We start from the raw sequence: 16,906 nt of genomic DNA, 5'->3' as shown, positions 1-16,906 counted from the left end.
ACGATCGATAGTGTAAGCCGCAGATATCGCCTTGATGAACTGGAAGCTAGAAAAACGACTGAAAAGAAATAGCCAGTGTAAATGTGTAATTCAATTTAATTGATTTCGGTAATGTATTTTGCTTGTCTGTTGTTAGTTTTTATTAAAAAACAGTTAAAGTAACAGAGTGTTATTAAAGGGATTTATTATTCTGTCGTTTGTATATCGGTGTGTTTAATTAAATTAAACAGGCGGATATATAGAATGATATGTTTATTATTAGTGAGGAAGTACGATCCGTACGGTAAATAGAATTATTATTATACTTCTTGCTTTATAAGGCCAAGTGCTTAATATTAAATGTGTCAATATATCTTGTTGTCTATTTGCTGTTCTATATTTTAGGGAATCGAATGTTGTTCAAGTTTCGGAAAAAAACATGGATATGGATAAATCCATGAACGACGAAGTAATAAAAGTTGTTAATCTTGATGTGGTATCGTTGTCGTCATTGGATGTAAGTGATTTTTTGTTTAATGGTAACAAGCCGGTTTTAGGCGTTGGCTTTGTTCCTCATGGCCATGATCTTGGTCATCTCCATCGTGCGCTCAGTCGGATCGTGGATGGACCTTTGATTCTTACCTCAACGGCGGGCGAATTATCTTCTAGTCATGATAACTTGTATTTAGACACAGGTCAGACCAAAACAATGGTACTTCAACTTTTTTCAGCAGATCTTGTTGATACGGTTGATACCCATACCGTGCCACTACCTTGTGATGATATTCAACGTGGCATTAGCCATGCGCAGCCATCAGCTCGTGTTCTGGAAATCGGAAAGCATTTAGACAGCCTTCAGCTAGCGTTTCCACTGGATCCTCGAGATTGTTTTTCAATGACGCTCGTAAATGGGCTGACAAACAGTGAAAATTGGCTTATGGAAGCGGTGTATCAATCGGGGAAATTCCCAGTCCCCTTTGTTGGTGGCACCTCCGCAGGAAGCTTGAACTTTGATAGTGCGCCTTTTCATGATGGAACATCAGTGCGTCATCAGCACGCTTTGTTGTGCTTTATTAAGCTCAACCCTGAGTATCAATTCCAGTTATTTAAAACACAAAACTTTGAGCCAGTAGGGCGCTCTTGGTTAATTGGTGATGCTAATCCGTCTTTGCGTTACGTGACTGGTGTATTGTCTGCGACAACTATGGAAATACAAGGTTTTCTCAACGAGCTCGCGACTCATTTTCGTTGTCGTGTCGATCAGGTTGAACAGTCTTTATCGGATTATACCTTTGCGGTAAAAGTGCAGGGTGAGTATTTTGTACGTTCGGTTGCTAATATTGATGTATCGGAAGGCAAAGTACATTTTTATTGTGATACACCATTAGGAACGGAACTGCACTTAATGCGAAAGACAGCGTTTGTTGAACAAACGAATAAAGATTTTGTTAGACAGTTAATTAATGAAGATAAGTTGGTGGGTGGTATTTTATTCGACTGTATCCTGAGGCGATTAAATAATAGCCAGGAACTGAATGACCTCAGTAACTTTAACAGGCTTCCTGTTGCGGGCTTTTCTACCTTTGGTGAGCTGTTTGGGGTAAATATTAATGAAACCTTGAGTGCCATTTTCTTTAGTCGGCGCAGGGAAGACGTGGAGCAAGCTCACGGTCAGTTTGTTACCGATTATGCCTCTTACGCCAATTACTTCTCACAACTTAAGTTACGCTCCAATGAACTGATGATGCGCATTCAAGAACGCTCACTCACAGATTCCATCAAGGCGATGAGTGTGGCGAATAAATCCAGCGAACTGACTCAAAACTCCATTAGTTACATTGACCACATTGGTAGTAATTCTTCGGCGCTGTCGGCCGATACCAATCAATTTAGTGGCACCGTGCGATCACTAGAAAGCGAAGTGTCTGCGTTGCAACAAAATATTATGTCAGTGGAGAAAGAAGCAGAAAGTCTGCGCAGTGTATTGTCGATCATTGATAAAATTGCCGATCAGACTAACCTGTTAGCGCTTAATGCCAGTATTGAGGCCGCAAGGGCTGGTGAGTATGGTCGTGGCTTTGCCGTGGTTGCCGATGAAGTGCGTAATTTGGCGAAAAGCACCCAGCAGTCATTGGATAATTCTCGCTCAAGCGTCAATGCTCTATTTGAGCAAATGGACACTATTGCCGATGTGGTAAAGACCGTAGGCAAGCATATGCACGACGCGACAGAAAAAACCGAATCGATCGCGGGGGCTATTCAAGACATCGATGGCCTAGCCCGTGATACCAACCGACTGCTCGAAAATAGCCATAACATCTCAAGCGAACTGCAACAGATGGAAGCAAGAGCACAGCAACACCAGCAAGATGTGGAAACTATTCGTAATCAAGTGGGTTAGTGTCTTACTACAATAGGCCAGCACATGCGGTTGCGGCGTGTTTGTCTTCGGAGTGGGATTATAAATTTGAAAAATAAACGAGGTAATGGGGGCTAGTTATAACGGTCAACACGGTTGTACTGACCGCTATCATGCTAAGCGAATCGCGAGGGTGCACGACACAGGGACATGATGATGCCAAAGCAGATGCCCTGCGTGATCATAGCGGTGCCACCATAACTAAAGAAAGGCAGTGGACTGCCCATGACGGGGAGTAAGCCACTAACCATACCAGTGTTAATAAAAGCGTAGAGAAAAAAGCTTAACGCTAACGAGCCACAAACCAGTCTGCCAAAGGCATGATGACAGTGGCACGAGATCCACAGTGTGCGCAGCGTAATAAAGAGATACAAAGACAACAGTAGTACGCAGCCGACGAATCCCCACTCTTCCGCATAGGAAGAAAAAATAAAGTCGGTATGGCTTTCGGGAATAAACCCCAGTGCGCTTTGCGTGGCATTCGCCCAACCCTTACCTGTTATCCCACCAGATCCAATGGCAATATGGGATTGGATGATTTGATAACCCGCCCCCAAAGGGTCACTTTCTGGATTCAGAAATTGCAGGATTCTTTTCTTCTGATAGGTCTCAATGACGAAGAACCATAGCAGTGGAATGAGAGTGGCAATTAAGCCAACAAAGCCGCCAATAATCTTCCAACTCATGCCTGCAAAATACAGCACAAACAGCATGTAAATGACGCCAAAAATGGCGCCGTCGAGATCCGGTTGAACAAAGATCAATCCGGTCGGGATGGCGGTAAGTAACAGTGCGTAGCAAATTCTGGCGCCAGTTGGGCGCTCACCATCTCTTTGTATAAACCAAGCCACCATCATAGGGATGGCCAGCTTAACTAATTCGGAGGGCTGGAAGCGAAAGCCTGCGATAGACAGCCAGCGCTGAGAGCCATTTGTGCTGTCGCCAGCGAACACCACCGCTACGAGCAAGCTCACGGTGACTAAATATAAGTAAGGTGAAAAGCGACGATATTGTTTCGCGGGGATGGCCGACATAATGACAATACACGCTAACGAAATAACGCATCGAATGAGGTGGTTAGTAATCACAGACTCACTGAATCCACTGGCGCTCCATATGGTGATGGTGCTAAGTAGCATGAGCGCCAAAATGGCCATTACAATGGATAAATCAAGCTGAGGGAACAGGTACTTTTTCAATTTATTGCCCGGTGAAGTGGCGCAGAATATGGCCACAACTATCAAGTTGAGTATTGAATCAGTCGACTTTGGGTTAGGCTGATTCATTTACGGTTTACGGTTTAGGGGAGTTATCGTGAGGCTGCTATTGGCCTCACGAGTTAACGGTATAAGTAAGCGAATAGTCTGCGCATTGGTTTTGTCTCACTACACTAATTTTTTTTCATCGCTTGCTTGAACCCGCGAATTGCGTGACGAGCTCGCCAAGTGAGAAAGGTAAAAATGGCAGCGCACAAGGTAATGATAGGGGCTGCCATTAGTGCCATGGTTGTGAAACGGCTGATGGGTTCTGGTAATGAGGGTAAGAGAAATCCTACACCTAGCTAATAGCCCAACCCACAAGGTGGCACTGAGCCAGGAAAAGTAATGGAATCGTGGTGTTTCTTGGACGCGCATTCCCATGACCATAGGAACCAATGAACGCACGCAAGGAATAAAGCGAGCACTAAATAACGCCACTAAACCATGCCGACAGAGTAGGTTGTCGACCATTTGCATATTGCTTTCTGGCACTTTTGCCAACCAACCTTTTACGATAGGCAGTTTGTTTAGCCAACGTCCTTGCAAGTAGGCTAACCAGCTGCCTACCGCTGCCGCGATAATGAGTAGCGAAAACGCCGTAACAGGATTGAGTACCCCCACAGCAGAGAGCGTTCCAACCAAGACCACCACGCTGTCACATGGCAGAGGCGCTGCGGGCAAAAAGCTGCTTTCTAGTGCGATAAAAAAAGTCACGAGAACGTAAATAAGGATCGCGCTTTCTGGCGCGAGTAACGCGTTAAAGTCTTGATGCCAAAGGGCAATCAAGACGTCTTGGGTAGCTTCAAACATAGTTGCTCCAATGAACCGACAATAAAATTAAGGGTTATAGTAGAAAAATGAAGCGGTTAACGTGAATGAATAAAACGAAATTGTAGGTTGGTATCTTGCCAGCCCGCGAGTCGGCTGTTTTCAAAAAAAGATAACTGCGTGGGGTTAAGTGAGTGAATCGATAACTCGCAGCAAATAGAGCTATCGCTGACATCATCATTGGCCACGGAAGCGTTGCTTTGGTATGCGGTTGTGCTTTTTGCTGTGCAACGCGAAGAGTTGAGCTACGCAGCAGTTGGGTATTGTTGTCGATATGAGGCGCGCGCTCAGGGCTGACAGTCGTGATTGGATGCAAAGAAACCCTAGGTTCACTGATATCGGCAATATAGCTAAATAACACTATCGTCGTGCATAGCGATACTGTAAAAAGTGCCAAGATAAAAGGGAATGTCTCGAGTCGTCGTTGCACGCTAAGCGCCTAATAAGGGAATCTGCTTATATGTACTGCTAACCATGAAAAAAAGCAATCTTTCTTATCTTAGCGTGACTACGCATCATTTATGTGTATCGGTTCTGAGGGGTAAAATGAAAATGATGAGAGAGACTGACACGATGATTGCGTGGTTTTGTTGGCGATTAAGTGCGTAAAATATGGGGTGGGAAGTCATGACAAATGAGGGCATTGAATCGATAGTTCAAAACACGGCCCACATAATTTTATATTTTATAAAATCAGCAATTGGGTCGGTTGGGCTCAGAATATGAACCTATACTCTGATTTGTTAATTAAATGTTTCATCCTTCTATTGAAGACTCTAATTTGAGATGGGAACCGCGATGCATGATGGCATGGCGATAACATCAATATAAACAAGAGAAACCAATAGATGGAACTAAATAAACTCACAGTGGCACTGGTAGCATCCTGCACAGGGTTCTACGCACAGGCGGATAGTGCGCCAATTTCTCAAACGGTCGAGATTAACCCCTATCACTCCCATGAATCTCATTCGCAAGAAACTCATTCACAAGACGCTTCCGTAGACGTAGGGCCTTCGCCAAAACGGTCGGAATCGAACGATCTCACTCCGGCCTTAGACGCATCGCCCAGGGTCATGACGTTTAGTCAGCAAGCCGTGGTAGAGTGTGATGTTTCTGGGTTTGCTACGACCAATACTAATACCCTGATTTCTCAAATCACCTCGCAAGGGGCGGAGTGTGTCAATGATTTGTTCGCCGCCGACAGCGCCACTCAAGTCACCGCCTTTGATTCTAATAACATGTACTACGTTGCAAAACATGCGACAGAGTTGTCTCGAGCCTATCAAGGTGGCGGCAGCGATGAACTGGAAGCGTTATTCCTTTACTTACGTGCGGGCTATTATGCGGAGTTTTACAATGACGGTGTGAGCTTGCTTTCATGGGTCACAAGCGCAGTGAAAGAGGCGGTGGATACCTTTGTGGCGAATGAGCATTTTTATGATAGTAATGACGCGCACGGCAAAGTGCTTGGTGAGGTCATTACCACCATGGACAGTGCAACGTTGCAACACGAGTATTTAGATGTGATCAACCAATGGCTGTTGCGCTGGAATGGCGACTATGAGCAGCACTGGAATATGCGTGGTGCGGTCAACGGTATCTTTACGCTTTTGTATCGTGGGCAGTGGAACAACGGGTTTAAAGTGGCCATCGCAAAACGTGATGACTTAGTTAAAAATTTAAGCGCGTTTGCCAAAGACGCCACAAAGCTGGGGTCAAATTCAGAGTTTATGGCGGTGAATGCGGGAAGAGAGCTCGCGCGTATGACCCAGTATACCAATACTCAGATTGAACCACTTGTCACAACGGAACTATCGACCTTATTTACTCAGTACTCTATGTACGGCACGGGAGATGCGGTGTGGTTAGCTGCCGCCGATGTTGCGAGCTATTATTCGGATTGTGCCAACTTTGGGATTTGCGGCTTTGAGGCAGAACTGAAGGGCTTGGTACTGAGTCAGACCTATACGTGTAGCGATACGATTCGAATATTGTCTCAAGATCTTACGGCCATTCAACAGCAGGCAGCCTGTGACAAAATGGGCTTTGAAGAAACCTATTTTCATGGTGAGTTACAGACGGGTAATCAGCCAGTGGCGGATGACCACAATACGCAGCTTCAAGTGAATATCTTTAATTCTAGTGATGATTATCGAAAATACGCGGGGCCTATTTTTGATATCGATACCAATAATGGTGGTATGTACCTAGAAGGTGACCCGTCTATCGTTGGTAATGTGCCAAATTTCGTAGCCTACGAGGCAAGTTATGCCAATCCGGATCACTTTATTTGGAACTTGGAACATGAGTATGTTCACTATCTAGATGGCCGTTTTGATATGTACGGCAACTTTACTACTCCAACAGAAAAAGTGGTGTGGTGGAGTGAAGGGGTGGCGGAATATATCTCTAAGGAAAATGATAACCAAGCCGCGCTGGATACCATTGAGGATGGGACACATTTCACCCTAAAAGAGATATTCGAGACGACGTATGATGGCTTTGACGTTGACCGAATTTATCGTTGGGGCTATTTAGCCGTAAGGTTTATGTTTGAAAAACATGAGGCGGAACTGGCAAACATGCTAGTTGAAACGCGTCGTGGGGACTGGGCAGCCTACAAAGCGCACACAGAGCAATGGGCCACCCAATATCAATCTGAATTTGAACAGTGGACACAGCAGTTAGTCGGCGGCATGTTATTACCACAAGTGTGTGATGGTAGTAATGCAGTCAGTGATGGCCGTGTTACGGCTGGTGAGCCTATTTGTTTATCCTCCTCTGCGCCATTATGGTTGAGTATCGAAGGGGTGAATGCGGTATCTAACATCGCGATCTCTACCGCACATGGTAGTGGGGATTTAACGCTGTCATACAGCAATGGCGGATGGCCGACAGGGGATGCGAGTGATGTCGTGTCTAGCAATATCGGCAATGGCGAGTGTATTGTACTTAGCGCTCAAAGTGACTACTGGGGTTATATTAAGGTCGCGGGTGAATACAGTGATGCTACGCTAGTGGTGGATTTTGATGCGACGACATGCCGTCGCTAAAGCGGACGGTGAAATGAATGAGCCCAACTTCGGTTGGGCTTTTTAGTGCATAGATTTTTAGTATATCAATTATTAGTACATCAATAAAAAAGCCAGCTTTCGCTGGCAAAGGTGGGAGAGGAAATCGGTTAAATCGCTTGAGTGGCGACGTGTAGCCATTGCGACAGCGGCGTATCTAAATGAGGCGAAAGTAACTGGAAGACACGCTGATGATATTGGTTAAGCCAAACCTTGTCGGTGTTGTCTAGCATGGATAGTTCAAGAGCATTGGTTGCAATAGGGGCGATGGTAATGGTCTCAAATCCGTAGAATTCACCGAACTCATTCGTCTCGACCTCAACGACCTTCATAATATTTTCAATACGAACCCCATACTCCCCCTCTCGGTACACGCCCGGTTCATTGGTGATGACCATGCCCGTTTGTAGAGCGACTTCTTTGAGGTTTTGCGAGAAGTTTTGTGGTCCTTCATGCACGTTTAAGCCAATACCCACACCATGTCCTGTTCCGCATTTGTAGTCGATGCCATGCTGCCACAGTATGCCTCGTGCCAAAATATCAAGATTGGCTCCCGTGGTTCCCTTGAGAAACTTGGCTTGGGTGAGGCGAATCACCGCTTTAAGCACCAAGGTATAATCTCGGCGCTGCTGTAAGGTCGGGGTTCCAAAATGAAAAGTACGAGTGATGTCTGTTGTCCCGCCATGATACTGGCCGCCGGAATCAACTAAAAAAAAGTTGCTTTCATCAACGAGCGCGTTGCTTGCTGTATCGGCAGCGTAGTGCATTTTCGCCCCATGCTCTGCAAAGCTCGGCAATGGTTCGAAAGCTGTCTGAAATATAAAGGGGAATGGATTTTCGGAAGGATTGGAGGGTTTGTTCAGCCGCTAATTCTGTGACTTGCCCGCCAGGTACTTGTTGCTCTAGCCAATACATAAACGCTGTCATGGCCACGCCATCTTGAATCAAGGTGTGTTCCATTGAACGTAACTCAGTCGCATTTTTTTGTGCTTTCATTTGGGTCACGATACAAGGTTCGTCGACCAAGGTAAGGCTGGAATGAATGCTACTCACCAACAAGCTGTCGGTGTGTGTGGCGGAGTAATGCATCACAGCCTGATGTGGTAGTTGATTGATACTGTCTGCCACGTTGTCATACTCTAGTGTGACGATACCTTGTTCTAATAGCTGTTTTTCCAGCGAGGCATTAAGTTTGAATCGGTCAATAAACAGGTGGCACGTATCGGCGGTCAGTAATAAGTACGACTCAGATATTGGGCAATACGGTGTATCTCCGCCGCGAATATTCAGTGTCCACATCACGTCATCTAGTGTCGAAACCAGCAATCCATCACTGCCTTTATCGTTAAGGTAGCAACGTAATCGAGACAGTTTCTCAGCGATAGACTCGCCGCAAAACTGCAACTCATGCTCGAAAATAGCGGTGTCCGGGCGGCTAGGACGGTCTTGCCAGTTAGCGGTGATGAGGTCCTTTAACTCCAGTGTGATCCCTTTCGGTGTTAATGCACTGATAAGCTCTTGATGAAGCGCCGCACTAATTGAGCGACCATCTACACCAACAACGGACTGTGCAGGCAAGGTTTGTGCAAGCCACTGCGCAATACTGGGGGTTGAGGATTCTTTGGCTTTAAATAGTGATAGAGACGAGCCTGTCAGTTGTTCTTCGGCTTGAATATAGTAACGTCCGTCAGTCCATACTCCGCCAGCATCGGCTGTCACGACGGCATTGCCTGCCGAACCGGCAGAAACCGGAAACCCAGCTTCTCGCTAGCCAATGGGAAGCAGAATATTCGCTGCTATGTGGATCGTTATTTGTCACGATAACCGCGCTGTATCCATGCTCGTTCATTGAACAGCGAAGTGAGGCTAAACGTTCACTAACGGAGGTTGTCTTCATAGAGGGAGGCTTCCTAATGTTGAATGAGTACAAAAAATATGGTGATCATTGAGACCAGTTTTGGTCGGCGCTTGCTCTGCGCATATTGCCGTTGCTTCTGGGCAACGGGTGCGAAATACGCAACCACTGGGTGGGTTTAATGGCGAAGGTAAGTCACCGCTCAGCAGTTGGACGTTACGGTTTTTAGCCTGTGCAGGATTGGCAATGGGTACCGCAGAGAGCAGTGCTTTGGTATAAGGGTGCTGCGCCCGATCAAAAACATGTTGGTAATGACCTACTTCCATTGGTTTTCCTAAATACATCACCATGACACGGTCACTGATATGCCGCACGACACTGAGATCATGGGCAATCATGACTAAGGTCAGCCCCATCTCTTTTTTAAGATCGTCAAGTAGGTTAATCACTTGCGCCTGAACGGAAACATCAAGCGCACTAACGGGTTCATCGCACACCACTAACTCTGGGTTAAGTATCAGTGCTCGAGCTATCCCTACGCGCTGACATTGGCCGCCAGAGAACTCGTGAGGGTAACGATTTCTCTGGCTGGCCAACAGGCCAACTTTGTCCATCATTGCGATCACGCGTGCTTCTATTTCTTGTCGCTTGAGTTGAGGCGCGTGAGTGAAGAGAGGCTCGGCAATGCAATCGGCAATGGTCATCCTTGGGTTTAAGCTTGCTGAAGGGTCTTGAAAGATCATTTGGAACTCGCGACGTTTTTGGGTGAGCTCATTGCGCCCATATGCACGCATGTCTTCGCCTTTCCAGACCAGTGCGCCACTTGTCGGTTCAATCAGGCGAAGCAATGCTCTTGCCAATGTGGATTTGCCGCAACCAGACTCCCCCACAATACCAAGGGTTTCGCCTCGGTAGACATCAAGGTCGATACCATTTACGGCTTTGACCACTTTACGCTTGCTGGGCAAGAGATGTTTTTTGACATTGAAATGCACGTGGAGATCTTGCGCCGCGAGCAGTATTTCTTTGCGATTCATATTGCCTCCTTAAGCGGTCTGTAGAATAGGCGTAACGGTTGGCTGACCAAAGACATGACAAGCAATGGATTGATTAGGTCTTACTGGTAAAAATGCTGGCATCGCGACGCTGCATTCTGGTTTGTAGTGTTCACAACGTTCTTTAAACGGGCAGCCTTTATGATTAATGAGTGCGCTTGGTGGGCTACCGGGGATAGTTGGGAGGCGATCCATATCTTCGGTTACGGAAGGGATAGCGCGCAATAAACCTTGTGTATAGGGATGAGAGGGCGTGTTAAAAAGGCTTTCAGTATCGGCTTGCTCCATACGGTTCCCCCCATACATCACCAATACGCGATCGCACATTTCCGCGACGACACCCATATCATGAGTAATCAGCAAAATGGCGGTGTTGAACTCTTGTTGCAGCTCTTTAAGCAGCGTGAGTATTTGCGCTTGTACGGTCACATCAAGCGCAGTCGTAGGTTCATCTGCGATGAGCAGTTCAGGGCGACAAAGCAGCGCCATCGCGATCATGACCCGTTGCCTCATGCCTCCAGAAAGTTCATGAGGGTATTGGTTTAGTCGTGTTTCTGGAGAGGGGATACGCACGGCATCTAACATTTTTATAGACTCGTGCCTCGCCTCCCTTTTCGTGAGGCCTTTATGTATTATCAGCACTTCACATAGTTGCTTGCCAATCTTCATAAACGGATTGAGTGACGTCATTGGATCTTGAAAAATCATGCTGATTTTTTCTGCACGAATGTGATTGAGCTGAGCTTTAGACATGGTGAGCAAGTTTTCACCGTGCAAATTCGCTTCTCCAGACACTTTACCGTTATGAGCGGTTAACCCCATTAGCGCGAATACGGACTGGCTTTTCCCTGAACCAGACTCGCCAACGATACCGAGGGTTTCACCTGCGCTAATGCTGTAATTAAGGTTATTAACGGCTTTCACATTGCCGTCGGCCGTTGCAAAGTCGACACTCATATTGTTAATGGTCAGTATTGTCATAGCAGTGCCTTCCTAGCGGTCTTTGGGGTCAAGCGCATCTCGCAGCCCGTCACCAATAAAGTTGAAACAGAATAGGGTCGCGACCAAAAATGTTGATGGGAACAATAGCAACCAAAGTGCCACATCGATGGTTTTTGCGCCTTCTGCAATGAGAATGCCCCAGCTGGTATCAGGTGGTTGTACGCCTAAACCTAGAAAGCTAAGAAAAGACTCAAACATGATAAAACCAGGCACCATTAGGGAGGAGTACACCATCACAATTCCCAGCACATTCGGTAGAATGTGGCGGCGAACGATGGTGAGTTTTGACACGCCAATCGAGTGCGCGGCTTCAATAAATTCTCGCTTTTTGATGCTAAATGTCACACCACGAACCACGCGGGCGATGCCAAGCCAAGACACCATGCCAATGACCACGAAGATCAAATAAATATTGTTGCCAAACAGGGTGACAAAAAGTATTACCATAAACATGAATGGGACGGAGTCGAGGATTTCGATAACTCTCATCATTGCGCCATCAACCGCGCCACCAAGGTAGCCAGAAATACTGCCCCAGATAGTGCCGATGACAACGGCAACCAGCGCCCCCATAAAGCCGACCATGATGGAGAGTTGACCGCCTTTCATGGTGCGCGCAAACAAGTCCTGGCCTAAATCATCAGTGCCAAAATAGTGCTTGGTCGTGACGGATGGCTTACCAAGTTCATAAGGGTCACTAACGACATTCCAGTCAATCTCGTCATGACTAAATGGGGTGAGGTAAGGGCCAAGCGTAATACATAGAACGATAAAACCCAGTAAATAAACGGAAGTCATCGCGGCGCGGTTTTTTCTAAATCGCCCCCATGCATCTTGCCATAAGCTGCGCCCTTCAACGGCGTCGATATTGCTGACAACTTGCTCTGAAAATTGAGAAGCGTCGAGTTTTTTAGTGGTTATCATCGTGCCACCTAAACTTGGATTCTTGGGTCAATCACGGTGTAAAGCAGATCGACAACTAAATTAAAAAAGATCGTGAGAGTGGCGACAATCAAGGTAATCCCCATGACTAATCCGTAGTCTCGGTTAAGTGCGCCAGAGACAAAGTGTTGTCCCATCCCTCCTGTGCCAAAGAAGATATCGATGATCACTGAACCCGTGACGACAGCGACAAAGGCCGGACCTAACATGGCAATCACAGGAATGAGTGATGGGCGAAGAGCATGGTGAAATAACAGGTAAGCCGTTGAGAGCCCCTTTGGCTTGCGCGGTGCGAATATACGGCTGATTCAGGGTTTCTATCATGGCGCCGCGCATAACACGCGCAATACTTGCCACTGACCCAATAGCTAAGCTCAGTACTGGTAGAACTAAAAATGCCGCCGAGCCGTTTTCCCACCCTCCCGCAGGCAGCCACCCTAAATGAATGGAAAACACCGTGACTAACACGGGGGCGAGAACAAATGCTGGGATCACCACGCCAGTCATGGAAAGTGACATAAGCAAGTAGTCGAGGCGGCTATTACGATTTAATGCTGCAATCGTGCCGAGTAACATGCCAATTGGTACGGAAATACAAAAAGAAAGTACGCCAAGGACGGCGGAAACTGGCCAAGATTGAGCCACCAGTTGGGTGACTGTAAAGTCATGGTAGACGAAGCTTGGGCCTAAATCACCCTGAACGAAGTTCTTAATGTAGATGAAGTACTGCACCAGAAACGGTTCGTTAAGATGAAACTTCGCTTCAATATTAGCGCGAACAATTTCGGGCATCGGTCGTTCCATATCGAAGGGTCCGCCGGGGGCGATATGCATCAGCCAAAATGAAACCAGTGCAATAAAAAGTAGGGTTGGAATAGCGATGCAGACTCGCCGTAAGATGTACCACAACATAATCATCTCCATATAAAGTGAAAAAGGGGCCCACCCACGTCGCTCATTTCGTGATTAGAGACGTTGCTGTCAGGTAGGCCCAAGCGTTATGCCTTTATTGCGCTAGGACGTAGACATTCTTTCGGTAATAAGAAGATTCAGGATTGGTACGCTCATACCCGCCAATGTGGGGTTTGACCAAGTATTGGTCATTGCCAGGACGGTACACGGGAATAATTGCCATTTCATCAATCAACAGGGTTTCTGCTTGGATGTAGGCCTGCGAGGGGTCTGCCAGTACTTTAGATTCGCTCATTAGCTTGTCGTAGGCGGCGTTAGTGTATTTTGAGTCGTTGTATTCGCCGTTAGAGACAAAAATATCCAGCCACGTTGACGCTTCATTGTAGTCGGCTGTCCAACCCCCTCGGCTGACGTTACCGGGATCTTTTAGGGCGTAAAATACTTTAGGTTCGAGTTGCTGAATGTCGATTTGCACACCTAAGACACTTTTCCACATACCTGCCATCGCCGTTGCCATCTTTACGTCGTTAGAAAAGGTCGGCACGGTGAAGGTGAGTGTTAACGGATTTTCTTTGTCGTAACCCGCATTTTTGAGCAGCAATTTAGCTTGTTCGTTACGCTGTTTTTGAGTCCAAGTCGCATAGTCGGGCGTATGGCTTTTGAAGCCATCGGTTTGAGGTGGCACCAGTGTGAACATAGGGATGCCGCCATTTTTCAAGATCGCTTTGGTGAGGATAGTACGATCAATAGCGTAGGAGAGAGCCGTTCTGACTCGAATGTCTTTGGTTGGTCCCTTTTCAGTATTGAGGTAGTAAAATGTGGAGCCAAGAGATGCACTGGTATCGGCGACTTGCTCAGGGTATTGTTTTAACAGTTTTTTCTTTTGAGCGGATGGAATAGATAGTGCTTGGTCAATATCACCCGCAAGGTAGCGATTAAGTGCCACATTGGCATCTCCAATCGGAAGCCACGTCACCTTATCTAAGACCACATTGTCAGCGTCCCAATAGTGCGGGTTTTTGGTCATCACCATTTTTTCATTGACCTTCCAGCTAGATACGGTGAACGCGCCGTTAGTGACGATATTCTCTGGTTGAGTCCAATTACTGCCGTGTTTCTCTATGGTCGCTTGATGCACTGGCGCTAAGACAGGATGTCCCAGTAGTTTGATAAAGAAGGGCACGGACTGCTCAAGGGTGACTTCAAAGGTATAATCATCGATTGCGCGAACACCTAGCGTATCTGGCGCCATTTTTCCTTTCATGATAGCGGCGGAGTTTTTGATTTTTGGTATCGCGGCAAACCATGCATAAGGGGAGGCTGTGTTAGGGTCGAGCAGTCGTTGCCAGCTGTACACAAAATCATGAGCAGTGAGCGGCTCGCCGTTAGACCATTTAGATTGGCGAAGCTGAAAGGTATAGACGGTATTGTTATGACTGGCGTGCCAAGCGGTGGCAATACCGGGTATGGTTTTACCTGGCTTTATCTTGCACGGTGAGCCCTTCGAACAAATCTCGACCGAGATTAAAGGCAGGCTCTGCAGCTTGTTTTGCAGGGTCGATTGAGGTGACTTCCGCGCCATTATTGAGTGTAATCGCTTGCTCTTTCGCGAGTTGAGTACCTTGTGGATACGGTTTTGCAACCGCGGTTCCGGCGAGCGCGCTTGCAACGATAGCGCTTAATATCAACAGTTTACTTTTATTCATCACTTCCTCGTTGTGTCATTATGGTTATCCAACAAGGAAAAGGTATATTGTATAAAATTCCCGCGCAATAAGTTGTTAACATTTTATTAACGAGACGTCATTCAAAGAGCTCATTGGTCTCAGAAAGTGAGACCAAGATAAATAGTGGCAGGGAAATTTGCGCTTTAGTGAACTTGGTGTAGTGGCAAGTGTGGTGAGATAGTGAGGACTAATCGTTATTGAGATTGGGTTTTTATTTGATTGAAACGCTCTGAAATTTGTTTGAGCAGTGTACCATCGATGTTAGGTAACCCTTCTGAGAAAAGGATCTGTTTTCCAGGAGTAAATCGCATCAAAATATTGATTAGGTCACCTTCGTCTCTCGATGTATTCATCGCGTTAAGTTCAATGAGTTTGGCATAAAAATCCTGTTCAAGTTGCTCGATTTGGGGCTGCGTTAGGCGAATTCGACCAATACAAAAATTGGCAGGGATAGGGTGCGATAGAGATTCATCTTGAAAACGTTGTCTAAATAACCCATCCAGTTTTGAACCCTCTTCAGTTAGGAAACGACTACCTGAACGGTAAATGACGCCGTCGCCATAGTCTTCAATATAGCCCAATATCTCTGCAATTCTAAGATAGAATCTAAGGCTGGTATCGTCGAGGTTGTGGGCCTCAGCAATGGCCTCTGGAGTGAGGTTACGTGCGGTTAGCATATAAATAAAATCAAGCAAATACGGATGATCCAAAAACAAATCACTCAAATCCCCACAGATGATTTGCGCATTCTCGTGCTGAATTTGATTGGCGATTTTAGACAGTTCGACTAAATCGGTATTGAGGTAGTTTACGTACATTAGAATTTTGTCTAGCCCCAGAGTTGGGCTGTGTAGATGGCGTTTTATCGTAGAGAGAGGGATCCCGGTTTTATTGGATAGCTCACTATAACCAAGCCCCTCATCCTTTATTTTTTTCCGTATCGCAGCGAGTATAAATCGTGGTCCTACGTGCATCCTTGCTCTACTCCTTAGGTTATCGACGGGTTCATGACCCGTCTAGCTTAAGCTGGCTATTTTTCAGGGTTTTGCCGTTCGAGTAGTAAGTCTCTAATCGCAGTGCCTGCTTCGATAATATGCTTTTTGAGTAGGTATTTAGCGCCGTCGATGTCTCTATTTTTGCACATTTCAAATAGGGCTAGGTGTTCGTCTTCCGCTTTCTTAATGCCAGTAGTAAAAAGTAGCTGCAGTCGAATATAGCGGTCACATTTGGTGTTAAGGTTGCTAATAATATCCATGGTTTCAGGCATGTTAGCTGGGCTGTATAGTGCTTTGTGAAATTCGTAGTTATAGTTGCTCCACTCCTCTACCTCATCACCACTATTAACAATACTTTCAAATCGCTCGCGCACTTGTTGAGCTCGATTTAAATCAGCTTCGGTCATGTTTTGAATTGCGCGTTCTAAGATATGGCATTCTATGACGGCCCTGAGTTCAAAAAGTTCATCAATTTTGTCGGGAGAAAGTTCAGTAACGGTAGCCCCTTTGTGTGCTTCAAAACTTACTAACCCTTGCGCCTCCAATTGCACGAGCGCTTCACGTACTGGAATGCGACTGACGTTGAATTCTTGAGCCAGCGCATCTTGTCGCAATGGTTGACCTAGCTTTGAACTCACCTTTGAGGATCTGGGTACGAATGGCCTCTTCAACCAGTTGAGTACGGGTTTTAAATACGGGTTTTTGTGACATCCAAGTCTCCGGGAAAACGATATTTTATCCAATATACACTGAGTGTAGTGATTTTTGCGACGGTTCTGGTTTTGATGGCGATTTTTTGAGACGTATGCGAGAAGAAAGGCACCAATTGGTGCCTTTTTAGTCGGTGACTTATTTTGCC

7 protein-coding genes and 6 pseudogenes are annotated in these 16,906 nt (G+C 46.2%); 2 read left to right on the top strand and 11 right to left on the bottom strand.

Features of this window, described 5'->3' with window-relative positions:
* Positions 1-418 precede the first annotated feature (418 nt).
* Positions 419-2,305, top strand: a pseudogene (locus AC0L66_RS19365) (methyl-accepting chemotaxis protein); the annotation flags it as partial.
* A 209-nt stretch (positions 2,306-2,514) separates the two neighbouring features.
* Here the strand turns inward: AC0L66_RS19365 and rodA are convergent.
* The 3 genes and pseudogenes from rodA to AC0L66_RS19350 form a co-directional block, all read right to left on the bottom strand.
* On the bottom strand, positions 2,515-3,597 hold the full coding sequence (gene rodA, locus AC0L66_RS19360; protein WP_265676512.1) for a rod shape-determining protein RodA: 1,083 nt from the start codon (positions 3,595-3,597) through the stop codon (positions 2,515-2,517).
* 191 nt (positions 3,598-3,788) lie between these two features.
* Positions 3,789-4,467, bottom strand: a pseudogene (locus AC0L66_RS19355) (DedA family protein).
* A 34-nt stretch (positions 4,468-4,501) separates the two neighbouring features.
* Positions 4,502-4,915: a hypothetical protein gene (locus AC0L66_RS19350; RefSeq protein ID WP_473570448.1), complete on the bottom strand. Its 414-nt coding sequence runs from the start codon at positions 4,913-4,915 to the stop codon at positions 4,502-4,504.
* A gap of 418 nt (positions 4,916-5,333) precedes the next feature.
* On the opposite strand from AC0L66_RS19350, the gene AC0L66_RS19345 reads away from it, so the two are divergent.
* A complete protein-coding gene (locus AC0L66_RS19345; protein WP_265676496.1) occupies positions 5,334-7,541 on the top strand; it encodes a collagenase in 2,208 nt (735 codons plus the stop codon).
* 128 nt (positions 7,542-7,669) lie between these two features.
* Here AC0L66_RS19345 and AC0L66_RS19340 read toward each other — a convergent pair.
* The 8 genes and pseudogenes from AC0L66_RS19340 to AC0L66_RS19305 all read right to left on the bottom strand — a co-directional run bounded on the left by AC0L66_RS19340 (position 7,670) and on the right by AC0L66_RS19305 (position 16,758).
* Positions 7,670-9,456 (bottom strand): annotated as a pseudogene (locus AC0L66_RS19340) (aminopeptidase P family protein).
* Positions 9,453-10,451, bottom strand: coding sequence for an ABC transporter ATP-binding protein (locus AC0L66_RS19335; RefSeq protein WP_473570446.1), 999 nt, complete (start codon positions 10,449-10,451; stop codon positions 9,453-9,455). Before AC0L66_RS19335 ends, AC0L66_RS19340 begins: the two are co-directional and overlap by 4 nt.
* Positions 10,452-10,460: 9 nt before the next feature.
* Complete coding sequence (locus AC0L66_RS19330) at positions 10,461-11,450, bottom strand: ABC transporter ATP-binding protein (protein ID WP_473570444.1); 990 nt, start codon at positions 11,448-11,450, stop codon at positions 10,461-10,463.
* Positions 11,451-11,462: 12 nt separating this feature from the next.
* Positions 11,463-12,395, bottom strand: a complete 933-nt coding sequence (locus tag AC0L66_RS19325) for an ABC transporter permease subunit (RefSeq protein WP_265676491.1) — start codon at positions 12,393-12,395, stop codon at positions 11,463-11,465.
* Positions 12,396-12,403: 8 nt separating this feature from the next.
* Positions 12,404-13,325: pseudogene (oppB, locus tag AC0L66_RS19320) on the bottom strand (oligopeptide ABC transporter permease OppB).
* 94 nt (positions 13,326-13,419) lie between these two features.
* A pseudogene (locus AC0L66_RS19315) lies at positions 13,420-15,031 on the bottom strand (peptide ABC transporter substrate-binding protein).
* Between the two features lie 215 nt (positions 15,032-15,246).
* A complete protein-coding gene (locus AC0L66_RS19310) occupies positions 15,247-16,026 on the bottom strand; it encodes a transcriptional regulator (protein ID WP_473570442.1) in 780 nt (259 codons plus the stop codon).
* Between the two features lie 56 nt (positions 16,027-16,082).
* A pseudogene (locus AC0L66_RS19305) lies at positions 16,083-16,758 on the bottom strand (GntR family transcriptional regulator).
* Positions 16,759-16,906: the final 148 nt, after the last annotated feature.

The sequence above is a fragment of the Vibrio sp. GJ43-1 genome, assembly GCF_055808835.1.
Note: the sequence above shows the minus strand (reverse complement) of the source record. Positions and strands in the feature narration are given on the sequence as shown.

Excerpts from the sequence above, each read along its gene's own strand:
- AC0L66_RS19345 (WP_265676496.1), top strand. The coding sequence starts at position 5,334 with ATGGAACTAAATAAACTCACAGTGGCACTGGTAGCATCCTGCACAGGG.
- AC0L66_RS19335 (WP_473570446.1), bottom strand. The coding sequence starts at position 10,451 with ATGAATCGCAAAGAAATACTGCTCGCGGCGCAAGATCTCCACGTGCAT.
- AC0L66_RS19330 (WP_473570444.1), bottom strand. The coding sequence starts at position 11,450 with ATGACAATACTGACCATTAACAATATGAGTGTCGACTTTGCAACGGCC.
- AC0L66_RS19325 (WP_265676491.1), bottom strand. The coding sequence starts at position 12,395 with ATGATAACCACTAAAAAACTCGACGCTTCTCAATTTTCAGAGCAAGTT.
- AC0L66_RS19310 (WP_473570442.1), bottom strand. The coding sequence starts at position 16,026 with ATGCACGTAGGACCACGATTTATACTCGCTGCGATACGGAAAAAAATA.